This is a genomic window from Streptomyces sp. WMMB303, assembly GCF_029351045.1.
Taxonomy (GTDB): domain Bacteria; phylum Actinomycetota; class Actinomycetes; order Streptomycetales; family Streptomycetaceae; genus Streptomyces.
Genome location: NZ_JARKIN010000001.1, coordinates 4,664,135 through 4,683,168, shown reverse-complemented (window position 1 = coordinate 4,683,168; position 19,034 = coordinate 4,664,135). Strand labels below are relative to the sequence as shown.

19 protein-coding genes are annotated in these 19,034 nt (G+C 73.0%); 9 read left to right on the top strand and 10 right to left on the bottom strand.

Going from position 1 to position 19,034, the window contains the following annotated elements; all coding sequences use genetic code 11:
• Both P2424_RS20830 and P2424_RS20825 read right to left on the bottom strand, forming a co-directional pair.
• Positions 1-408 (bottom strand): NUDIX domain-containing protein, encoded by a 408-nt coding sequence (locus P2424_RS20830; protein ID WP_276477271.1) that lies wholly within the window; start codon positions 406-408, stop codon positions 1-3.
• Between the two features lie 35 nt (positions 409-443).
• Positions 444-1,412, bottom strand: coding sequence for a beta-ketoacyl-ACP synthase III (locus P2424_RS20825; RefSeq protein ID WP_276477270.1), 969 nt, complete (start codon positions 1,410-1,412; stop codon positions 444-446).
• Positions 1,413-1,571: 159 nt separating this feature from the next.
• Between P2424_RS20825 and P2424_RS20820 the strand changes: the two genes are divergently transcribed.
• Entirely contained in the window at positions 1,572-2,207 is a 636-nt protein-coding gene (locus tag P2424_RS20820) for a TetR family transcriptional regulator (RefSeq protein WP_074999979.1), read from the top strand.
• A gap of 4 nt (positions 2,208-2,211) precedes the next feature.
• On the opposite strand, the gene P2424_RS20815 is transcribed toward P2424_RS20820, so the two are convergent.
• Positions 2,212-3,885, bottom strand: coding sequence for an acyl-CoA dehydrogenase family protein (locus P2424_RS20815; protein WP_276477269.1), 1,674 nt, complete (start codon positions 3,883-3,885; stop codon positions 2,212-2,214).
• A 17-nt stretch (positions 3,886-3,902) separates the two neighbouring features.
• Between P2424_RS20815 and P2424_RS20810 the strand changes: the two genes are divergently transcribed.
• From P2424_RS20810 to P2424_RS20795, 4 genes are all read left to right on the top strand, one after another.
• A complete protein-coding gene (locus P2424_RS20810; RefSeq protein WP_276477268.1) occupies positions 3,903-5,156 on the top strand; it encodes a YihY/virulence factor BrkB family protein in 1,254 nt (417 codons plus the stop codon).
• A 413-nt stretch (positions 5,157-5,569) separates the two neighbouring features.
• Entirely contained in the window at positions 5,570-6,625 is a 1,056-nt protein-coding gene (gene rsgA, locus P2424_RS20805; protein WP_276479053.1) for a ribosome small subunit-dependent GTPase A, read from the top strand.
• Between the two features lie 73 nt (positions 6,626-6,698).
• On the top strand, positions 6,699-7,331 hold the full coding sequence (locus P2424_RS20800; protein WP_276479052.1) for a hypothetical protein: 633 nt from the start codon (positions 6,699-6,701) through the stop codon (positions 7,329-7,331).
• Positions 7,332-7,363: 32 nt separating this feature from the next.
• Positions 7,364-8,884, top strand: coding sequence for an AlkA N-terminal domain-containing protein (locus P2424_RS20795; RefSeq protein WP_276477267.1), 1,521 nt, complete (start codon positions 7,364-7,366; stop codon positions 8,882-8,884).
• Here P2424_RS20795 and P2424_RS20790 read toward each other — a convergent pair.
• The 5 genes from P2424_RS20790 to P2424_RS20770 all read right to left on the bottom strand — a co-directional run bounded on the left by P2424_RS20790 (position 8,859) and on the right by P2424_RS20770 (position 13,262).
• Positions 8,859-9,281, bottom strand: a complete 423-nt coding sequence (locus tag P2424_RS20790) for a PPOX class F420-dependent oxidoreductase (protein ID WP_276477266.1) — start codon at positions 9,279-9,281, stop codon at positions 8,859-8,861. The genes P2424_RS20795 and P2424_RS20790 overlap by 26 nt on opposite strands.
• Positions 9,282-9,443: 162 nt before the next feature.
• On the bottom strand, positions 9,444-10,901 hold the full coding sequence (locus P2424_RS20785; RefSeq protein ID WP_276477265.1) for a DEAD/DEAH box helicase: 1,458 nt from the start codon (positions 10,899-10,901) through the stop codon (positions 9,444-9,446).
• 349 nt (positions 10,902-11,250) lie between these two features.
• Positions 11,251-11,454: a cold-shock protein gene (locus P2424_RS20780; RefSeq protein ID WP_276477264.1), complete on the bottom strand. Its 204-nt coding sequence runs from the start codon at positions 11,452-11,454 to the stop codon at positions 11,251-11,253.
• Positions 11,455-11,836: 382 nt separating this feature from the next.
• Positions 11,837-12,115, bottom strand: a complete 279-nt coding sequence (locus P2424_RS20775; RefSeq protein WP_276479051.1) for a MerR family transcriptional regulator — start codon at positions 12,113-12,115, stop codon at positions 11,837-11,839.
• A gap of 586 nt (positions 12,116-12,701) precedes the next feature.
• Entirely contained in the window at positions 12,702-13,262 is a 561-nt protein-coding gene (locus P2424_RS20770; RefSeq protein ID WP_276477263.1) for a nitroreductase family protein, read from the bottom strand.
• Between the two features lie 201 nt (positions 13,263-13,463).
• On the opposite strand from P2424_RS20770, the gene P2424_RS20765 reads away from it, so the two are divergent.
• Entirely contained in the window at positions 13,464-14,576 is a 1,113-nt protein-coding gene (locus P2424_RS20765; RefSeq protein WP_276477262.1) for a protein phosphatase 2C domain-containing protein, read from the top strand.
• An 85-nt stretch (positions 14,577-14,661) separates the two neighbouring features.
• Here P2424_RS20765 and P2424_RS20760 read toward each other — a convergent pair whose 3' ends face one another.
• Positions 14,662-15,288 (bottom strand): TetR/AcrR family transcriptional regulator C-terminal domain-containing protein, encoded by a 627-nt coding sequence (locus tag P2424_RS20760; protein WP_276477261.1) that lies wholly within the window; start codon positions 15,286-15,288, stop codon positions 14,662-14,664.
• A 94-nt stretch (positions 15,289-15,382) separates the two neighbouring features.
• Between P2424_RS20760 and P2424_RS20755 the strand changes: the two genes are divergently transcribed.
• Positions 15,383-15,886 (top strand): hypothetical protein, encoded by a 504-nt coding sequence (locus P2424_RS20755; RefSeq protein WP_276477260.1) that lies wholly within the window; start codon positions 15,383-15,385, stop codon positions 15,884-15,886.
• A 154-nt stretch (positions 15,887-16,040) separates the two neighbouring features.
• Positions 16,041-17,159: a serine hydrolase domain-containing protein gene (locus tag P2424_RS20750; protein WP_276477259.1), complete on the top strand. Its 1,119-nt coding sequence runs from the start codon at positions 16,041-16,043 to the stop codon at positions 17,157-17,159.
• 83 nt (positions 17,160-17,242) lie between these two features.
• On the opposite strand, the gene P2424_RS20745 is transcribed toward P2424_RS20750, so the two are convergent.
• A complete protein-coding gene (locus tag P2424_RS20745; protein ID WP_276477258.1) occupies positions 17,243-17,647 on the bottom strand; it encodes a MerR family transcriptional regulator in 405 nt (134 codons plus the stop codon).
• A 106-nt stretch (positions 17,648-17,753) separates the two neighbouring features.
• Between P2424_RS20745 and P2424_RS20740 the strand changes: the two genes are divergently transcribed.
• Positions 17,754-18,998 (top strand): MFS transporter, encoded by a 1,245-nt coding sequence (locus tag P2424_RS20740; RefSeq protein ID WP_276477257.1) that lies wholly within the window; start codon positions 17,754-17,756, stop codon positions 18,996-18,998.
• Positions 18,999-19,034 lie beyond the last annotated feature (36 nt).

Sequence of the window (19,034 nt, the reverse complement as noted above, 5' to 3'; positions counted from 1 at the left end):
TCACACCACCAGTGGCAGGACGTGGTTCCGGACGGCCGGGGCCAGGTTGAGCTGCGGGGAGACGGCGGCGCCGGTCCAGCGGAGCGCGGCGATCTCGGCGGCCGGTGCGGGCCGTCCGGCCAGGTCGGCCCGGAAGACCACCAGCCGCATCGGCACGCCCTCCAGCGCCGCCGTCGCCCGTACCTCGGTGAGCGGGGTGGCGGACGACGGCGGAACGCCCAACTCCTCACGCAGTTCGCGATCCAGTGCGGTACGCAGGTTCTCGCCGGGCTCCGGCTTGCCGCCGGGCAGGTAGAACAGGTCGGGCGCGGCGCGCTTGCTCACCACGAGCAGCCGCCCCTGCTCGACGACGGCCGCCGCCGCGACCACGAGTTCGGCGACGGTCTCCCCGACAGCTCCGGTATCCATGGGGCCGATCCTGCCAGTCGCCGCCGGAGACGCCGTCACGGGCAGCGCACCACCTGGCCCGCCCAGGAGAGGCCGCCGCCGAAGCCGAGCAGCAGCACGGGCGCGCCCGGTGCGATCTCCCGCCGCTCCACCAGCTTGGCCAGCGCCAGCGGCACGGAGGCGGCGGAGGTGTTCCCGGACTCGACCACATCCCGGGCGACCACCGCGTCCTCGGGCAGGCCCAGCCGCTCCAGCAGGGCCTCGATCAGCCGCAGGTTGGCCTGGTGGGTGACCACCCCGGCCAGGTCGCCGGGTGCCAGCCCGGCCCGTTCGCAGGCGCGGTGGGCCACGGAAGGGAGTTCGGTGGTGACCCAGCGGAAGACCGCCTGCCCCTCCTGGGCGAAGTGCGGCTGCCAGTCGTCCAGCAGCCGCACCAGCTCGCCCCGCGTCGGGTCCGAGCCCCACTCGACGGGCCCGATCCCCTCCGGCCCGTGGGTCGCCGCCGCTCCGTCCGGGACGGCGCTGACGACCGCCGCGCCCGCGCCGTCGCCGAGCAGTACGCAGGTGCTGCGGTCCGTCCAGTCGGTGACGTCGGACATCTTCTCCGCGCCGATCACCAGCGCGTGCCGGGCGGCGCCCGCGCGCACCGAGTGGCTCGCGGAGGCGAGTGCGGTGCAGAAGCCCGCGCAGCCGTTGTTGAGGTCGTAGGCGACCGCGGAAGGGATCCCCAGCACGCGGGCGACCTGGGCCGCGTTGCTGGGGCAGCGGTCCCGCGCCGAGCAGGTGGCCAGGACGACCAGATCGATGTCCTCGGGAGCGAGCCCCGCGCCGGCCAGCGCCTTGCCCGCGGCCGGGGCGGCCAGGTCGGCGACCGTCTCGCCCGCGGCCGCGATGCGCCGGGTGGCGATTCCGGTGCGCCGCCGGATCCAGGCGTCGTCGGTGTCGACCAGGTCTGCCAGGTCGTCGTTGGTCAGGACGCGGTCGGGCTGGTGGTGGCCCAGGGCGGCGATGCGGGTTCCCGGCACGGTGCTGCTCTCCTCGCTGTGGTGGATGAGTGCCGGGCGGCACCTCGTCGTGTGCGGGGAGCGCCCGGCGACCGGACACCCCCGAGGGGCGTCCGGCACCGGAAATATAGCAACCGATCGATCGGAAGTTAATTTGGGGAGGCCGGATACGATGGAGGCATGAGCCCACGCAAGTCCGCCGCCGAGGCCCGCCGCACGCGGGAGCGGATCATCGAGCGCAGCGTCGCCATCGGCTCCGTGGAGGGGCTGGAGGGGCTGACGATCGGGCGACTCGCCACCGACCTCGGCATGAGCAAGGCGGGTGTGCTGGGACATTTCGGCACCAAGCAGGCGCTGCAACTCGCCGCCCTGCACGGCGCCTCCGGACTCTTCACCCGGCTGGTCTGGGAACCGGTCGCCGACCTGCAACCGGGCCTGGTCCGGCTGCGCGCCTTCTGCGAGGCGTGGATCCGCTACCTGGAACAGGAACGCACGGCCTTCCCCGGCGGCTGCCTGTTCACCGCCGCCTCCGTCGAGTTCGACACCCGCGGCGGCCCCGTCCACGACACCGTGGCCCGGTTCATGCTGCGCGGACGGCGCCTCCTGGTGAACGACCTGCGGATCGCCGTCGAGGTGGGAGAACTCGGCCGCGGCGAGGATCCCGAACAGCTCGCCTTCGAACTGCACGGGCTCTACATGGGACTCAACCAGGAACTGCAACTCTTCGCCGACGCCACGGCGCCGGCCCGCACCCGCCGGGCCCTGGACCGGATGCTGGGTGCGGCACCCCCGGCGGGCACCGCACCCCGGAACTGAGCGGCTACTGCTGCGGCAGGGCCCGCTCCACCAGCGCCGCCAGATCGGCACCCGAGGGCAGCGTGCCGAAGGCGGCGCCCCAGTCGCCGCCCAGCCGCGAGGCGCAGAACGCGTCCGAGACCGCCGTCGGTGCGAACCGCACCAGCAGCGAGCCCTGCAGCACCAGCGCCATCCGCTCCACCAGCCGCCGGGCCCGCGCCTCGATCCCCTCCAAGTCCGCCAACTGCGCGAACACGTCCTTGACGGCGGCGTCCAGCCGGTGGTCCGCGCCGTGCGCCCGCCCGATCTCGGTCAGGAACGCGTCCAGCGACTGCGGCGAGCGCTGCAGCGCCCGCAGCACGTCCAGCGCCTGCACGTTCCCCGAGCCCTCCCACAGCGAGTTGAGCGGCGCCTCGCGCAGCAGCCGCGGCATCGGCGACTCCTCCACATAGCCGTTCCCGCCCAGGCACTCCAGCGCCTCGCCGGTCAGCGGTACGCACCGCTTGGTCACCCAGTACTTCGCCGTCGGCAGCGCCAGCCGCAGGAACGCGCGGTCGGCCGCCGCCTGCGGGCCCTCACCCGCCGCGCTGTCGTAGGCCGCCGCCAGCCGCAGCGCCAGCGTGGTGGCCGCCTCCGACTCCAGCGCCATGTCCGCCAGCACGTTGCGCATCAGCGGCTGCTCGACCAGCGGCCTGCCGAACGCCGAACGGTGCGCCGTGTGGTGCGTGGCCTGCGCCACCGCCTGCCGCATCAGCGCGGCCGAGCCCGTCACGCAGTCCAGCCGGGTCGCGGCCACCATCTCGATGATGGTGGCCACCCCGCGGCCCTCCTCACCCACCCGGCGCGCCCAGGTCGTGCCGTCGAACTCGATCTCGCTGGAGGCGTTGGAGCGGTTGCCCAGCTTGTCCTTCAGCCGCTGGATGCGGAACGCGTTGCGGGTGCCGTCCGGCAGCACCCTCGGCACCAGGAAGCACGTCAGACCGCCGTCCCCGGCCGCAGGTGCTGTCCGCGCCAGCACCAGGAAGACGTCCGACATCGGTGCCGAGCAGAACCATTTGTGCCCCAGCAGCGTGTACTCGCCCTCGCCGGAGAGCGGTACGGCCTCGGTGGTGTTGGCCCGCACGTCGCTGCCGCCCTGCTTCTCGGTCATGCCCATGCCGGCGATCGCCCCGAGCTTGGCGCTCGCCGGCCGGTCCAGACCGTAGTCGTAGCGGTGCGCGCTCAGCCGCGGCTCCCACTCGGCGGCCAGCTCCGGCTCCTTGCGCAGCGCGGGTACCGCCGCGTGCGTCATCGAGACGGGGCAGCTGTGCCCGGCCTCCACCTGCGACCACACGTAGAAACCCGCCGTGCGGCGCAGCTGCCCGTCGGGCCGCGACCAGGCGTCCGTCAACCCGGCGTCCACCGCCCGCTCCATCAGGTGGTGCCACGCAGGGTGGAACTCCACCTCGTCGATCCGGTGCCCGAACCGGTCGTGGGTACGCAGCACCGGCGGGTTCTCGTTCGCCTGCCGGCCCCACTCCTGTGCCTGCGCGGAGCCCGCCGCACGGCCCAGTCCGGCCAGCTCGGCACGGGCCTCCTCGGCCTGCTCGGGGGCGATGTGCCGGGCGACGCCCTCGGCCAGCGCGGCGTCGGTCGAGAAGACGTCGTAGTCGGTCAGCGGCGGGGCCTGGTTGGTCACGGTGTGTGTCGAGGGTGGCATACAGATACGTTAAAGAGGTGCGTGCAGTCGAGGAAACCCCTGAGCAGACCGGTGGACGGGCCCTGAAGTGGGCTCCCCGCCGGTCCCGCAACCAGTTCCGCAGGGCGCGGGTGAAGTACCGGGACGTCCCCAAGAGGAGGATGGCCTGGCTGCTGCTCAAGGACACCGTCAACTCCTGCATGGAGTACCGCGTCCTGGGGCTGGCCGCCGAGGCGGCGTTCTTCACCCTGATCTCGATCCCCCCGCTGCTCCTCGGCCTGATCGGCTCGCTCGGCTACCTCGACTGGGTGGGCGCCGACACGATCGAGACCATCCGGCGGAACTTCCTGGACGCCTCCGCAACCGTGCTCTCCGACCGGGGCGTCGACCAGCTCGCACGCCCCCTGATCGACGACGTCATCCGGGGCGGCGGACCCGACGTCATCTCCCTCGGCTTCGCACTCGCCCTGTGGTCCGGATCCCGCGCGGTGAACGTCTTCATCGACACCATCACCGTGATGTACGGACTGGACGGACGGCGCGGCATCGTCAAGACCCGGCTGCTGGCCTTCGTGCTGTACCTCGTCGCGCTGGTGATCGGCGCGGTGGCGCTGCCCCTCATGGTGGCCGGGCCGGACGCGATGCTGCGCCTGGTGCCGCAGGCCCAGTGGCTGGTCAGCGCCTTCTACTGGCCGGTCGTCCTGCTGCTGTCCATCGTCTTCCTCACCACGCTCTACCACGTCTCCGTACCCGTGCGCTCCCCTTGGCGCGAGGACATCCCCGGCGCTTCGGTGGCGCTCGTGATGTGGGTGCTCGGCAGCTTCCTGCTGCGGCTGTATCTGACCAACACCGTCGAGGGGCCCACGATCTACGGCTCCCTGGCCGCACCCGTCGCCGTGCTGCTGTGGATCGGCGTCTCGGCGTTCGCGGTGCTGGTGGGGGCCGCGGTCAACGCGGCGATCGACCACGTGTGGCCCTCGGTGGCCACCGCAGCGGCGCGGCGCGCCAACGAGCGGCGCCGCGAGGAGGCGGCGGCCGAGGTCGTCGCCGCCGTCCAGGCCCGGCGCCGCCGCACCGGAGACGAGGGCGACGAGGGCGACGAGGGCGACGAGGGCGACGACCCCTTCGACCTGGACGCGCCCGCCGAGTTCCCGGAGCGCTGGACCAAGTTCCTGCCCCCGTCGGACGTCCGCGGCCGGCTGCTGCGCCCCCGCGGGCACGACCGCGAGGACCTCAAGGAACCCGCCGAGTCCGCCCGGCGCGACCCCGGGAGCGGCGGCTCCGGCAACTGACCGCCGAGCCGGCCGGGTACCGCCACGCAGGACGCGGGCGGCCGGGCGGGCAGCGGCACCCGAGAGGGAAGCCGGAAATCAGTGGCGGCCGGACGCCGGAGCCCGCTACTGTCCTCACATTCCGCACGGCGGCACCACGACCGCCGTGCCCTGCGACGAGAACGGAGGTGCGACCGATGGCCGCCATCGAGCCGGGCGCTGCCCGCATCCAGTCCGTCACACCCACCTCCGTGGCCACCGGCTGAACCGGCCGACCCTTCCTGCGCCGGGCCGGGGCCACCCATGTGAAGGGTCCTCCCTTGTCACCGAGCACGTCGCAGAGCACGTCACCCAGCACGTCCAACACCCCCGTACACCCTGAGCACCCTGCGCTGACCGCATACGGCTGGGACGCCGGATGGCAGACCGAGTTCCTGCGGGCGACCGCGGACCCGGCCACCGCCGGGCCCGACCCGCTGCCGGGCCGAGTGGTGCGGGTCGACCGCGGTCAGTGCGATCTGATCACCCCGGCGGGCACCCTCCGCGCCGACACCGAGTACGTCGTCCCGCGCGACCCGATGCGGGTCGTGTGCACCGGCGACTGGGCGGTCGTCGACGCCACGGGCACCCCGCCGTACGTCCGCACCCTGCTGCCCCGGCGGACCGCCTTCGTCCGCTCCACCTCCTCCAAGCGCTCCGAAGGCCAGGTCCTGGCCGCCAACGTGGACCACGCGCTGATCGCCGTGTCCCTCGACGCGGAACTGGATCTGGGCCGGATCGAGCGGTTCGTCTCGCTGGCCTGGAGCAGCGGCGCGCAGCCGCTGCTCGCCCTCACCAAGGCGGACCTCGTACCCGACGAGGCCACCGTCGCGCACCTGGTCGCCGACGCGGAGACCTCCGCCCCCGGCGTCCGGGTACTCCCCGTCAGCGCGCAGACCGGCGAGGGGCTCGACCCCCTCGCGGCCACCCTCGCGGGCGGCACCACAGCGCTGCTCGGCCAGTCGGGGGCGGGCAAGTCCTCGCTGGCCAACGCGCTGCTGGGGCACCGGACGCAGCGTGTGCAGACCATCCGGGACCAGGACGGCAAGGGTCGGCACACCACCACCACCCGCAATCTGCTGCCGCTGGCCGCGGAGCGCGGCGGAGGCGTCCTCATCGACACCCCCGGACTGCGGGGCGTCGGCCTGTGGGACGCCGAGGAGGGGCTCGGCCAGGCGTTCTCCGAGATCGAGGAGCTCGCCGCCGACTGCCGCTTCCAGGACTGCGCCCACCAGGCGGAGCCCGGATGCGCGGTGCTCGCCGCGGTGGAGGACGGCGCGCTGCCCGAACGGCGCCTGCACAGCTACCGCAAGCTGCTGCGGGAGAACACCCGGCTGGCCGCCCGCACGGACGCGCGGCTGCGCGCCCAGCAGCGCAAGCTGTTCAAACAGCGCCAGGAGCTCGGCCGCCACCTGGGCGAGCGCAAGCGCGGCCCGCGCCGCAAGGCGTAGCGCACCGGGGAGCATGGTGGGGACGGGTTGGTACCGTCCCCACCATGCTGCTTCCGCCACCCCGGCCACCCGGATGACCGGCCCCTCCACCGGCCGCCCGGCGGCGTTCGGCGCGCTGGAGTTCCAGCTCGTACTGCTGCGCAGAATGGCGGACTTCCAGCCCGGCAGAGTGGACGCGGCGCTGCGGGAACTCGGCGTCGACCGGGCGGCCATGCGCGAGGCCAACAAGCGCTGGCAGGCGATGCGCCACGCACCCCGCGGCCCCTCCGCGCCCTACCGCTCGGTCCTCGGCCCGCCCGAGAGCACCGAGCAGCGCCGGCTCGGCGACCTCGGGTGCCGGGCGCACCACTGGACCCTGCCGCTCTGGAGGGACCTGCGCTTCGAGGTGCTCACCGCGCCCGGCGGCGGGCCCGCGTGGAACGCGTGGCTGGTGCGTGCCCCCGGCGTCCCGGGGCCGCTGCTGCGCACCGTCGAAGACCTGGTCCCCTGGTCCTGCACCGTCGACGAGGCCGCCCGCGCCTTCGCGCGCGTGCAGCCGCGCGAGGGCTCGGCCCCCAACCGCCAGCGGCTCGCGTTCACGGCGCCGGACCGGACCGGCGCCCCGCACGAGGTCGTCGCGGAGTTCACCTGGGGCCTGCTGCAGCGCCTCCCGTCCGGGCCGGAGCCGCCCGGTGAGGCGTCGACGGTCGCGTCCGATTTCCGCTAGCTCCCGGCCCGGCGCTCTTTCACACTGGACACGTGACCACAGAAGACAGCAGGTACGAGGCGGTACGCAGCAGAGACGCGCGCTTCGACGGGGTGTTCTTCCTCGGGGTGCGCACCACCGGGATCTACTGCCGCCCGAGCTGCCCCGCGGTGACCCCCAAGCGGGAGAACGTCCGCTTCTATCCCACCGCGGCGGCAGCCCAGGCCGCAGGCTTCCGCGCCTGCCGCAGATGCCGCCCGGACGCGGTGCCCGGATCCGCCGAGTGGAACGTACGCGCCGACCTGGTGGGCCGCGCGATGCGGATGATCTCCGACGGGGTGGTGGACCGCGAGGGCGTGGCGGGCCTCTCCCGGCGGCTGGGCTACAGCTCCCGCCAGGTGCAGCGGCAGCTCACCGCCGAACTCGGCGCGGGCCCCGTGGCCCTCGCCCGGGCCCAGCGGGCGCACACCGCCCGGGTGCTGCTCCAGACGACGCCGCTGCCCGTCACCCAGGTCGCGTTCGCCGCCGGATTCGCCAGCGTGCGGCAGTTCAACGACACCGTCCGCGAGATCTACGCCCGCACCCCGAGCGCACTGCGCGCGGCCTCCGCACGCGGCGGACACGGCCCCGCGGGCCGCCCCGAGGTGCGCGAGGCGGCGGCGCACGGCGGCGCCGCCGTCGCCGGGGTGCCGCTGCGGCTCGCCTACCGCGGCGGCTACGACACCGGGCAGGTCTTCGGATTCCTGGCACGCCGCGCCGTGCCGGGCGTCGAGGAGGTGCGGGGTGCCCCGGGCGGCCGCACCTACCGGCGGACCCTGAACCTGCCCTACGGCATCGGGATCGCCGAGGTCGACGAGTGCGCGGCACGCAGCGGCAAGGGCTGGCTCGACTGCCGGCTGCACCTGGGGGACCTGCGGGACCTGACGACCGCCGTGCAGCGCGTGCGGCGCCTCTTCGACCTGGACGCCGACCCCTATGCGGTCGTCGAGCGGCTCGGCGGTGAGCCGAACCTGGGCAGGCTCGTCTCCCGGACGCCCGGACTGCGCTCACCCGGCGCCGCCGACGCGCACGAGCTGGCGGTCCGCGCCGTGCTCGGCCAGCAGGTCACCGTGGGTGCCGCACGGACGCTGGGCGGCACGCTGGTCGCCGCCTACGGGAAACCGCTGGCGGCCCCCGACGGCACCCTCACCCACCTGTTCCCGGACGTCGGAACGCTCGCCGAGGCGCCGCTGGGCGAGCTGGGCATGCCGCAGACCCGCCGCCGCACCATCCGGAGCGTCGCGGCGGCACTCGCGGACGGCACCGTCGCACTCGACCCCGGCGCCGACCGGGAGGAGACCGCACGCGCCCTGCTGGCGCTCCCCGGAATCGGGCCGTGGACGGCGGGCTACATCCGGATGCGCGCCCTGGGCGACCCGGACGTCTTCCTCCCCGGCGACGCGGGAGTGCGGCACGGGCTGGCTCTGATCGGGGCGGAGGCCGGGCAGGCCGAACGGTGGCGCCCCTGGCGCTCCTACGCGCTGCACCACCTGTGGGCCGCGACCGGCCTCACGCCTCCTCCAGGCCCCAACTGAGCACCCGGCGCGGGTGGATGACGATCAGCTCGTCGCTGAAGTGCGGACCGAGGCCGTGCGGCCCCTCACGCAGCTCGGCCACGCCCCGCACTTCCACGCCGCGCACCCGCCACGGCGAGAAGCTGACGATGTCGTCCACCACCAGGGCGAGCCGCGGCTGCGCCCGCAGGTTGCGCCACTTCTTCGTCGTCCCCAGCGCATAGCCGCCCACCAGGATGGTGCCGTCCTGCTGCGGGAAGAAGCCGACGGGGTTGTTCTGCGGCTGGCCGTGGGAGTCCACAGTCGCCAGCCGCCCCAGCCGCTGGGAGGCCAGATACTCCCACTCGGCGGCGTCGAATGCCTGGTCACGGGGGTCGCCCGGGGTGCCGGGAGGGTCGGCGGGTCTCGTCTCCGTCATACGAGCAGCGTCACACGCCGTGCTCGGACGCGCATCGGATGCCGGTCGTACCCGGCCTCCGCCCTGGGACCTGCGACCGCGGCCGGTGTCCTAGCCTCGCAGGACCTTTCTCCCTCGACCGCCGTCATGACCGACTGGCCTGCCGCACGACGGGGGCCTGGATCATGCGGCCGTCCTGAAGGAGCGGCGCCCCCGGCGGGCGGCGGACCTCCCACGCCGTGTCCGCTGCGTGGGTGCAGGCTTGGGCGGTTCGGTGTCCGCGACGGTGAGCGGGATGCCCGAAGGCGTCCGCGCACCGGTGATGCGCCCCAAATCGGCGTCGCCGGAGCGGACTCGGGTCTGCTCCGGCGTAATGGAGGCGTCCGACATCAGACGGTTCATGCCGCGCCGCTGTCCGGGAAGGACCAGGGTGACGACGGTGCCCGACTCGCCGGCGCGGGCGGTGCGACCGCCGCGGTGCAGGTAGTCCTTGTGGTCGCTCGGCGGGTCGACGTTGACCACGAGGTCGAGATCGTCGACGTGGATGCCGCGCGCCGCGACGTTGGTGGCCACCAGGACGTTCGCGTGACCGGACTTGAACCCGGCGAGGGTCCGGGTGCGCTGAGCCTGCGACTTCCCGCCGTGCAACGCGGAGGCGCGCACCCCGACCGCCAGTAGATCCCGGGTCAGCCGGTCCACCGCGTGCTTGGTGTCCAGGAACATGATCACCCGCCCGTCGCGGGCCGCGATCTCGGTGACCGCCGCTTGCTTGTCGACCCCCTGTACATGCAGCAGGTGGTGCTCCATGGCGGTCACCGCGCCCGCGGAGGGGTCGACGGAGTGGACCACCGGGTCGCTCAGGTAGCGGCGCACCAACAGGTCGACGTTGCGGTCCAAGGTGGCGGAGAACAGCAGCCGCTGCCCGCCGGGACGTACCTGGTCGAGCAGGTGGGTGACCTGGGGCATGAAGCCCATGTCGGCCATCTGGTCGGCTTCGTCCAGCACCGTGATGGCCACCTGGTCCAGTGCGCAGTCGCCGCGCTCGACGAGATCCTTGAGCCGGCCGGGGGTGGCGATCACGACTTCGCTGCCGGCCTTCAGGTCGCGTGCCTGACGGCTGATCGACATGCCGCCGACGACGGTGGTGAGCCGCAGTCGCAGCGGGCGTGCGTAGGGGGTGAGTGCAGCGGTCACCTGCTGGGCCAGCTCCCGGGTGGGAACGAGGACCAGCCCCAGCGGGTGCCGGGGTTCGGCGCGCTGCCCATGGGTTCGGGCCAGCAGGGCGAGACCGAAGGCGAGGGTCTTGCCCGAGCCGGTGCGGCCGCGGCCCAGGACGTCCCGGCCGGCCAGCGCGTTGGGCAGCGTCGCTGCCTGGATGGGGAACGGGGCGCTCATTCCCTGGGCGCGCAGCGTGGTTTTGAGGCGGTCGGGCATGTCGAGGCCGGCGAACGTCTCGACGGCCGGCAGCGGCGGGGTGTGGGTGACCGGCGGCGCGAACTCCTTCGGAGGGCCCGAGGGCCGTCCCCGTGCCGGGCGCTTGGTCGGACGCGGGGGCCCGGCCCGGTGCGTGGCCTGGGAGCGGCGGCTTTCGCGGCCGTAACCGCGGGAGGAGCCGGCAGTGGTGCGAGCAGTACGGTTCATGCAGAACCTTCCTCGATGCGGCACGAATCGAGGGAATCACCGCAGCATGCGCCGCACATGAATTCACAGGACCGGGCCGAAGAAAAGGACGACCAACCCGTGGCAAGAATAGCTACGGAGTCGTCAGGAAATGCACCGGTACGTTGCCCCGCGGGGGCGGTCGGAAAATAACGGTGCGGGTGAGCAGTGGAGAGGACCATGTGCCGCTCCACAGTTCGGCGACGCGGCAGACGGACTGACGGTCCGCTGCCGCTCACACTCGCCACTGTCGGAGAGGGGCGAGCGGGGAAAACGCAACGAGCCGGGGCCGCACGCACGTGCGTGCCCCAGCTCGTCATGCATGTCAGCGTCAGGCGGGAACGATGTTCTCCGCCTGGAGGCCCTTCTGGCCCTGCGTGACATCGAAGTTCACTGTCTGGCCTTCGAGCAGCTCACGGAAGCCGGTGGCGTTGATGTTCGAGAAGTGGGCGAACACGTCTGCGCCGCCGCCCTCCTGCTCGATGAAGCCGAAGCCCTTTTCCGCGTTGAACCACTTGACGGTGCCAGTAGCCAAAATATATCTCCTTCAAGGCGGTGCCCGGAATCCGCACTGCGCGGGAACCAGGGTTGCCGCGATGATAACCCTCCGTGCAACGGATGAATACAAGCCTCTTTCCGGGGTCCGGGAGAGCGACTTGAAGTTTCAGGGAACCACAACTGCAACTGGACGCAACCGTAGCACGGCCACTTCCCGGGTTACGACCGCTTCTCGCGCCGGGCCTGCCGGGGCAAAACTTCTCCTCGCGCATTACTCATGTTTCTGTAGCGGCGAAAATAGATTTCTGTGTCCGGGCAGTTGACGGAATTGGCCGGCCTGGCCAGAGGTGGTGTGCTCGCCACCCCGGCCTGCCCCCGTTCGCCGCGGCGCCTCGTCCGGTGGGGTGTGACAGAGGTTGTCAGGCGTCGGTCTTCGAGTCCGAGGACGTTCCGTTGCGCAGCTCGTCGTTGATACGCCGGGCCTCTTCGAGCTGGTCCTCGAGGATGATGATGCGGCAGGCCGCCTCCACGGAGGTTCCCTGGTCGACCAGTTCGCGGGCCCGGGTGGCCAGCCGCAGCTGGTAGCGGGAGTAGCGGCGGTGGCCCCCCTCCGAGCGCAGCGGCACGATCAGCTTCGCTTCGCCGATGGCTCGCAGGAAGGCGGGTGTGGTGCCGAGCATCTCGGCTGCCCGCCCCATGGTGTAGGCGGGGTAGTCGTCGTCGTCGAGGTTGCTCGACGGGGTGGGCTTGTCTGCGGCCACTGGCACCTCTCGGTTCACGCGTCGAGGGGCCCTGGTGCCATGCGGCACCAGGGCCCCGAGGGGATCAACACCATCTACCGGCTGCCTGTGCCGGCTTCTGTATTCCGCGCCGCGGTCTGACAGGACGGCGGCGCAGGGATCGCGGTTGCGTGACCGGGGACCACCTTCCAATCCGGGGTCTGCGGTACCCGGGCGGTCTGCCCTGCCCGGGCGATCCTGATGGCGCTCTCTCCTCCTTCTCTCTGCTCTGTCATGTACTGCTTGATCTTGCAGAACCACCGGCGACCCCGAGGGTCGCCCTGGCCCGGCAGTCAGCGGTGGAGCCCCCAATGTCCGGCCACACCACTCGACTGCCGTTCCACAGCTTCCTCGACCTGCGCGCGGGGCAGTTCCGTCATCTGCCCCGCCGAACTGATCTCTGCGAGTACGAGAGGAACGCTACTCCTCAGACTCTCCAATGTCTACTCTCGCGAGTGCAGATTTTCTTCGGGCGAGACACCCGCACTGCTCACCCCTGTGCGTGCTACCCCGCTGGTGACCAGGGAGCGGAGCGCAGCTGTGCGACGCTGCGCCGGACACGGCCCTCACGAGGTCCGTCGGCCGCCTTGCCCACCGCGGCCATGGAGACGATCACCCAGCCCGGGCTCGGGTCCAGTTCCTTGGTGAGGCCTTCCAGGTCGAAGGCCCGGAATTGGTGCGCGGCCAGCCCCATGGCCTGGGCCTGCACCGTCATGTGGGCGATGGCCTGGCCGAGGTCGTAGTCGGCGAACTCGGAGTAGAGCAGTTGCGTGTCGTCGACGTACCGGCGCGTCAGCGTGACGACGAGCAGGCCCGCGTCCGTCGCCCAGCGGGCCGAGCTCGGCGCGAGGTGAGGGAGTATCCGGTCGTGCTCCGGCTCACCCGGCCTGCCGGTGAAGAAGCCCCACGGCTGGGAGTTCCCCGCCGACGGCGCCCACCGCGCGGCTTCCAGCAGCAGCCCCAGGGCGTGGTCGTCGACAGCCGCCGCCGGGTCGAACCGATAGGGGCTGAAGCGCCCGGCGAGCAGGGGGTGTATGCCGCTGGACGGCTCCTGTGGACGGTGCATGGTCTGCTGCAACCGGCACCCTCGGGCCCGTATTCCGGCTGGTGCGGGCGCAGGCACCGGCCATGCCCGCCGGCCCGGAGCACCGCCGCCTGCGGAGCCTTGAGAGCCACCGACGGGCTTCTCCGGTGTGCGACGTGCGGCCCCGGGACCGTGTCCGGCGCAGGCCCTTCCCAGCCGGCCCGTGCGCGGGACAATGAGTCGATGAGTGGACAGGGGGCGCAGGACGCAGGCGAACACCGCGACTGGTGGGCCCAGTTGTACGATCCGCACGCTGCGGACACCGGCCGCGCAGGCGCCCGGGACACCCTGGACGAGCGCTACCGCTCGGTGAGCCGCACGCTGACCGGTCCGCCCGCCACCGCGCCGGGACCCGCCACCGCGCCGGTGTACGCCGCTCCGGTGGCCGCGCTGCCGACCGGGGTGCTGCCGCCCGCCACACCGGAGGCACCGGGGGAGTGGGTGCCGGAGACCGTGCTGGAGTCGGCGCGGTCCGGGTCAGCGGAGCTGTACGCGGTCTCCGTGCGCGGCGCCGCCGGGCGGCAGGAGGGGCGGCCGCGGACGGACGCACTGCTGGTCGCGCGGTTCGGCGCCGAGGAGGACGGGCTGCTGCTGGTGGCCGTCGCGGCCGGGGGCCGTGCGGGGCCGGAGGGGCACCGCGCCGCGCGCGAGGCGTGCCACGCGCTGGCGGAGGCGGTCGGCCGCAGCCGCGTGCGGCTCGCCCGGGACTTGCGGGACGACCGCACCAGCGCGCTGCAACCTGGCCTGCACCGGCTGACGGACCGCACGTTCGGCCGACTGCGCGCCCAGGCCGCTGCCCTCGGACTGGAACCCGAGCGGCACACCGTCGATCTGCGCTGCCTGCTGCTGCCCGCCGACCCGCGCTGCCGCACCCGGGTGCTCTTCGGTGCCGGTGCGGGCGGAGCCTTTCGGCGCAGCGGCGACGGCTGGCAGGACATCGAGCCCGTCGGCATCCACGCGCCACCGCCTCCGGACCCGCCGGCAGGCCGCGATCCGACCGCGGGCGCGGCAGCGGCCCGGGACGGCTTCGCTCCGGCCGAGCGGACCGCAGAGGCGGCCGGGGAACCGTTCCACTTCCGCTCCCGCGCCGCGGAGCCGGGAGACGTGCTGCTGCTGTGCGGTCCCGGCGTGGCGGAACCGCTGCGGGCCGAGCCCGCCTTCGGGGAGCGGCTCGCCACTCGCTGGACCGGCGCGGACGGCGGTCCTCCGGGGGCCGCGGCCTACCTGGACGGCCTCCTGTGCGCGCTGGAGGGGCACTCCGGGGACCGCACCGCGGTCACGGTGTGGGAGAGCTGACGCGGGGCTCCGGGCCGGCCGGTGCCCGGCGGTTGTCGGGCCCACGCGGTGTGTGTGCCGTCGTGCAGGAAGACCGGGGTGGCGGTCAGCATCCTGACGCGACGCCCGCGAGGACGGTGTCCAGCATGCGATCGAACTCCGTCTCCGAGCCGAATCCGGCCAGCCGCGGTGCGAGTTCGGCCAGCGCCGGATACGTGTCGGCGTCGAAGTCCGGCACCGCCGCGGCCCCGTGGACTTTCGCCGCGGTGCGCGCGAACAGGTGGCCGTTGAGAAATCCGAAGAGCACCGATGGCGTGTCCGCGACCGCCTGTTCGGGCATACCCGCGTCCCGCATCGCCGCAACCAGCCGCTCCAGCGCGGCAAGCGCCGGGGCGGAGGTCTGAGCGCGGCCGACGAGCAGGGGGAAGACCCGGGGGTGGCGCTGGGCCATGTCCCGATACGCGTGGGCGGTGCGGCGGGCGATGGTCTGCCAGTCCTCCGGTCCGCCCTCGGTGATCCGGACCTCGGCCAGGACCGCCTCGCAAACCGCGTCCAGCAGCGCTGCCTTGCCCTTGACGTGGTGGTAGATCGACATCGGGTCCACCCCGAGCTGGTCGGCCAGCCGCCGTACCCCGAAATGTTCCAGTCCGTCGCGGTCGACCAGGCCGACTGCGGCAGCCGCGATACTCGCGCGATCCAGCCCTGCCGAGGTGCCTCGTGCGCGTCGTGCCACGCCATGCTCCCGTCGCCGCTTGTCAAACCTACGGCGTAGAACATACCGTGCAAGAGAAATCTACAACGTAGGTTTGATCGCAGGGAGGGACACCATGACCGCCGCTGACGCTCCACCGCGGCCCGCGTACGACGCGCGCCCACCGGGCGCCCCCCTCGGCGCGATGTACATCGGACTCGCGCTGACCGCCGTGTCCGCACTCGCTCCGCTGGTGGACGTGGCCACCGTCGACACCATCGCCGGGCACGTCCGCGCGGCGTACCCGCAATGGGGTCCGGGGGCGGTGGGCCGGGACCGTACCGCGATCACCCTCTATCTCGCCCTCACCGGCGGGCTGGGTGTGCTGCTGTGGCTCGTCGTGATCCGTGCGGTCGCGGCAGACCGGCGCTGGGCCCGGGCCGGGGCGACCTCGGCATGGGGGGCCGGTGTGACGGTGGCGATGGCCAACCTCGGTATGGGCGGTGAGCACTACGAGGTGATCGTGCCTGTCGGCTACGGCCTGCTGACACTGCTGCCATGCGTGGCCGGGGGCGCCGCGGTCCTCCGACTGTGGCGCCGCAGGGGTGCGCGCGTGCACGGCGGCCCCGCCGCCCGCTGACCTGGTCCAGCAGAGCCCCGCCGTCGGCCGTCGACCGACACGGACCCCACCCCGGGAGTTCCCAGGGCCTGTTGCGGCGCGACCCTCGCCTTCCGCCGAGCAGCACCGGAGTCTGCCGCACGGCCGACTCTCCTGACCGACAAGGACGTACGACATGACAGAGCCATCGGAGAGTGCGGCGCTGGATGCCGCCGTCGAAGCCGTTCACCGCGCGGGAGTACCGGGTCTGTTCGCCGAGGTGCGGGACGGCGACCAGGTCTGGCGCGGCGCCGCCGGGGTCGCCGACATCGCCACCGGTCGCCCCGTCACCGCCGGAATGCGGCACCGGGTCGGCAGCATCACCAAGACCTTCACGGCCGCCGCGGTTCTGCAGCAGGTCGAGAGCGGTCAGGTCGGGCTCGACGCACCGATCAGCCGATACCTCCCGAGGCTGGTTCCGGGAGAACGCGGTGACGCGGTCACGGTCCGGATGCTGCTCAATCACACGAGCGGCCTCGCCGAATACCTCCCGTACGTCTACCCCTCCCTCAAGGCATTCCCCGCCCTCGCCGAGACCCGGCCCCAGAGCCTGGACGACCACCGGTTCACGCGGTTCGACTCCCTCGAGCTGATCGAGACGGGAGTCACCGCACCCGCAGTCGGCGCACCGGGCGGTACGCCCGGGGTGTACTCCAACACCAACTACCTGCTCCTCGGTCGGCTTCTGGAACAGGTGACCGGCATGACGGCCGAGCAGTACATCACCCGGCACGTCATCGAGCGCGCTGGTCTCCGGGACACCGGACTCCCTGACGGACCGTATGTCGACGGGCCGCACTCGCGGCTCTACGAAGTGTGGTTCGGCATGATCGATCCGCCGCGCGACTACAGCGTCTACGACATGTCGTGGGTGGGCCCGGCGGCTTCGCTGATCTCGACCGTCGCGGATCTCAACCGCTTCTACGGCATGCTGCTGGCCGGAGAGATCGTCAGCCCGTCGTCGCTGGCGCAGATGCAGCGCACCGTCCCGGTCATCTCACAAGAGGGGAGGACGATCGACTACGGCCTCGGTCTGCACCCGATGGAGGGTCCTGGCCAGGGCACTTTCTGGGGCCATGGCGGCACGGTATGGGGCGGTGGGACGCTGGCCATGGCCGGTGCCGACGGCAGGCGGCAGCTGGCGGTCGCGGTGAACCTGCAGAGGTGGAACAGGCTCGACGCCTCCGGCAGGCCGCAGCCCCATCCTGTCGACGACGCGCTGGCGACTCTCCACCGCGTGGCCCTGCACGGCTGACCGGGCCGACTGCCCGGGCAGGGGCCCACCGAACTTCCCGAGCACCTGACACCGCATCCCGCCGCTGTGCCGAACGGCCGGGGTCAATGGTTCGACGGCTCCCCGGGAGCGTCCCCGAATGCCGGTGCGCGGGTGGCCCGGACCTCTTGCAGGTAGGCCGCGATGGCGTCCCGGTTGCGGGCCAGGCACTGCACCCGGGCTGTCATCCGCTGCAGTTGGTCCTCCAGCGTGGCCAGCATCTCCGGGGTGGCGTCCCGGAAGTGGATGACCCGGGGTTTGTCGAGGCACGGCAGGATCTGCTTGATGATCCGGGTGGGCAGCCCGGCGTCCAGCAGCCCCCGGATCTGCAGTACGCGGTCGACGAACCGGTCGTCGTAGTCGCGGTAGCCGTTGGGCGCCCGGTCCGCGGCGATCAGCCCCTGCTCCTCGTAGTAGCGCAGCAGCCGCCGGGGTGTCCCGGTCCGTTCCGAGAGCTCTCCGATCCGCATCCGACGCCTCCCCGCCCTCCCCGGCACGCTCCGGACCCGTTCCGAAGACGCTCCGCAGCCGCCGACTTGACCTTCACATCTGTGTGAGGGTTCGAGCATACCGGTCATGCGAACCGACACCGCGCACGACGCGCTCACCCCCGACGGCGCTCCGGGGCCGTCCGGCCCCGCCGGCCCCGAGCGCCGGGCGTTCCCGCTCGCCGCCCTGCTGGCGCTCGCCACCGCCGTCTTCGTCACCAGCCTCACCGAGACCCTGCCCGCGGGTCTGCTGCCCGCGATGAGCGGCGACCTCGCCGTCAGCGAGTCCGCCATGGGCCAGAGCGTCACCATCTATGCCGTCGGCACCGCGCTCACGGCCGTCCCGCTCACCGCCTTCACCGCCGGATGGCGGCGCAAGCGGCTGCTGCTGACCGCGATGGCCGGCTTCGCCGCGGCCAACACCGTCACCGCCGTCTCCACCGACTACACCCTCACCATGACGGCGCGCTTCGTCGCCGGTGTGGCGGCCGGGCTCGCCTGGGCGCTGCTCGCCGGATACGCACGCCGCCTGGTCCCCGCTCACCTGGGCGGCCGGGCCATCGCGATCGCCATGGCCGGTATCCCCCTCGCGCTGTCGCTGGGCGTTCCCGCGGGCACCTTCCTGGGCAACGCACTCGGCTGGCGCACCGCCTTCTGGGCCATGACGGCGCTGACCGCCGTCCTGCTCGGCTGGATCACCGCCGCCGTTCCCGACCAGCCCGGGCAGCAGCCGGACGACCGCACTCCCATGGCCGCCGTGCTGCGCATCCCCGGAGTGCTGCCGGTCCTGCTCACCACGCTCGGCTGGGTACTCGCCCACACGGTGCTCTACACCTACATCGCCGCCTTCCTCGACCACGCGGGCCTGGGCGGCTCGGTCGACCGCGTCCTGCTGGTGTTCGGCGCCGCCTCGCTGCTCAGCATCTGGTACGTCGGCGCGCACATCGGCCGCGGACTCCGCGCGCTGACACTCGGCGGCGCCCTGCTGGTCGCCCTCGCGGCAGCCGCCCTGGCGGTGGCGGCCGACAGCACACCGCTCGTCTACGCGGCGGTCGCCCTCTGGGGGCTGGGCTGGGGAGGGGCGCCGACGCTGCTGCAGACCGCCGCCGGCGAGGCGGGCGGTGAGTCCGCGGACGCCGCGCAGGCGATGCTCGTCACGCTGTGGAACGCGGCCATGGCGGGCGGGGGCGTCGTGGGCGGGGTGCTGCTGGACGCGCTGGGCGCGGCGTCGTTCCCCTGGAGCGTCCTGGCGCTGATGCTGCCGGTACTGGCCCTGGTGTACGCGGCCCGCAGCCGCGCCTTCCCCGCCCGGCGCCCCGGGGCGGAGGGCTGAGGAGCCCGGCGCGGCGCGGTCGGCCGGCACCGCCGG

Bases quoted from the DNA above. Each gene is read 5' to 3' on its own strand.
- P2424_RS20830 (WP_276477271.1), bottom strand. From the start codon at position 408: ATGGATACCGGAGCTGTCGGGGAGACCGTCGCCGAACTCGTGGTCGCG.
- P2424_RS20820 (WP_074999979.1), top strand. From the start codon at position 1,572: ATGAGCCCACGCAAGTCCGCCGCCGAGGCCCGCCGCACGCGGGAGCGG.
- P2424_RS20815 (WP_276477269.1), bottom strand. From the start codon at position 3,885: ATGCCACCCTCGACACACACCGTGACCAACCAGGCCCCGCCGCTGACC.
- P2424_RS20800 (WP_276479052.1), top strand. From the start codon at position 6,699: ATGACCGGCCCCTCCACCGGCCGCCCGGCGGCGTTCGGCGCGCTGGAG.
- P2424_RS20790 (WP_276477266.1), bottom strand. From the start codon at position 9,281: ATGACGGAGACGAGACCCGCCGACCCTCCCGGCACCCCGGGCGACCCC.
- P2424_RS20785 (WP_276477265.1), bottom strand. From the start codon at position 10,901: ATGAACCGTACTGCTCGCACCACTGCCGGCTCCTCCCGCGGTTACGGC.
- P2424_RS20775 (WP_276479051.1), bottom strand. From the start codon at position 12,115: ATGGGGCGGGCAGCCGAGATGCTCGGCACCACACCCGCCTTCCTGCGA.
- P2424_RS20770 (WP_276477263.1), bottom strand. From the start codon at position 13,262: ATGCACCGTCCACAGGAGCCGTCCAGCGGCATACACCCCCTGCTCGCC.
- P2424_RS20765 (WP_276477262.1), top strand. From the start codon at position 13,464: ATGAGTGGACAGGGGGCGCAGGACGCAGGCGAACACCGCGACTGGTGG.
- P2424_RS20755 (WP_276477260.1), top strand. From the start codon at position 15,383: ATGACCGCCGCTGACGCTCCACCGCGGCCCGCGTACGACGCGCGCCCA.
- P2424_RS20750 (WP_276477259.1), top strand. From the start codon at position 16,041: ATGACAGAGCCATCGGAGAGTGCGGCGCTGGATGCCGCCGTCGAAGCC.
- P2424_RS20745 (WP_276477258.1), bottom strand. From the start codon at position 17,647: ATGCGGATCGGAGAGCTCTCGGAACGGACCGGGACACCCCGGCGGCTG.
- P2424_RS20740 (WP_276477257.1), top strand. From the start codon at position 17,754: ATGCGAACCGACACCGCGCACGACGCGCTCACCCCCGACGGCGCTCCG.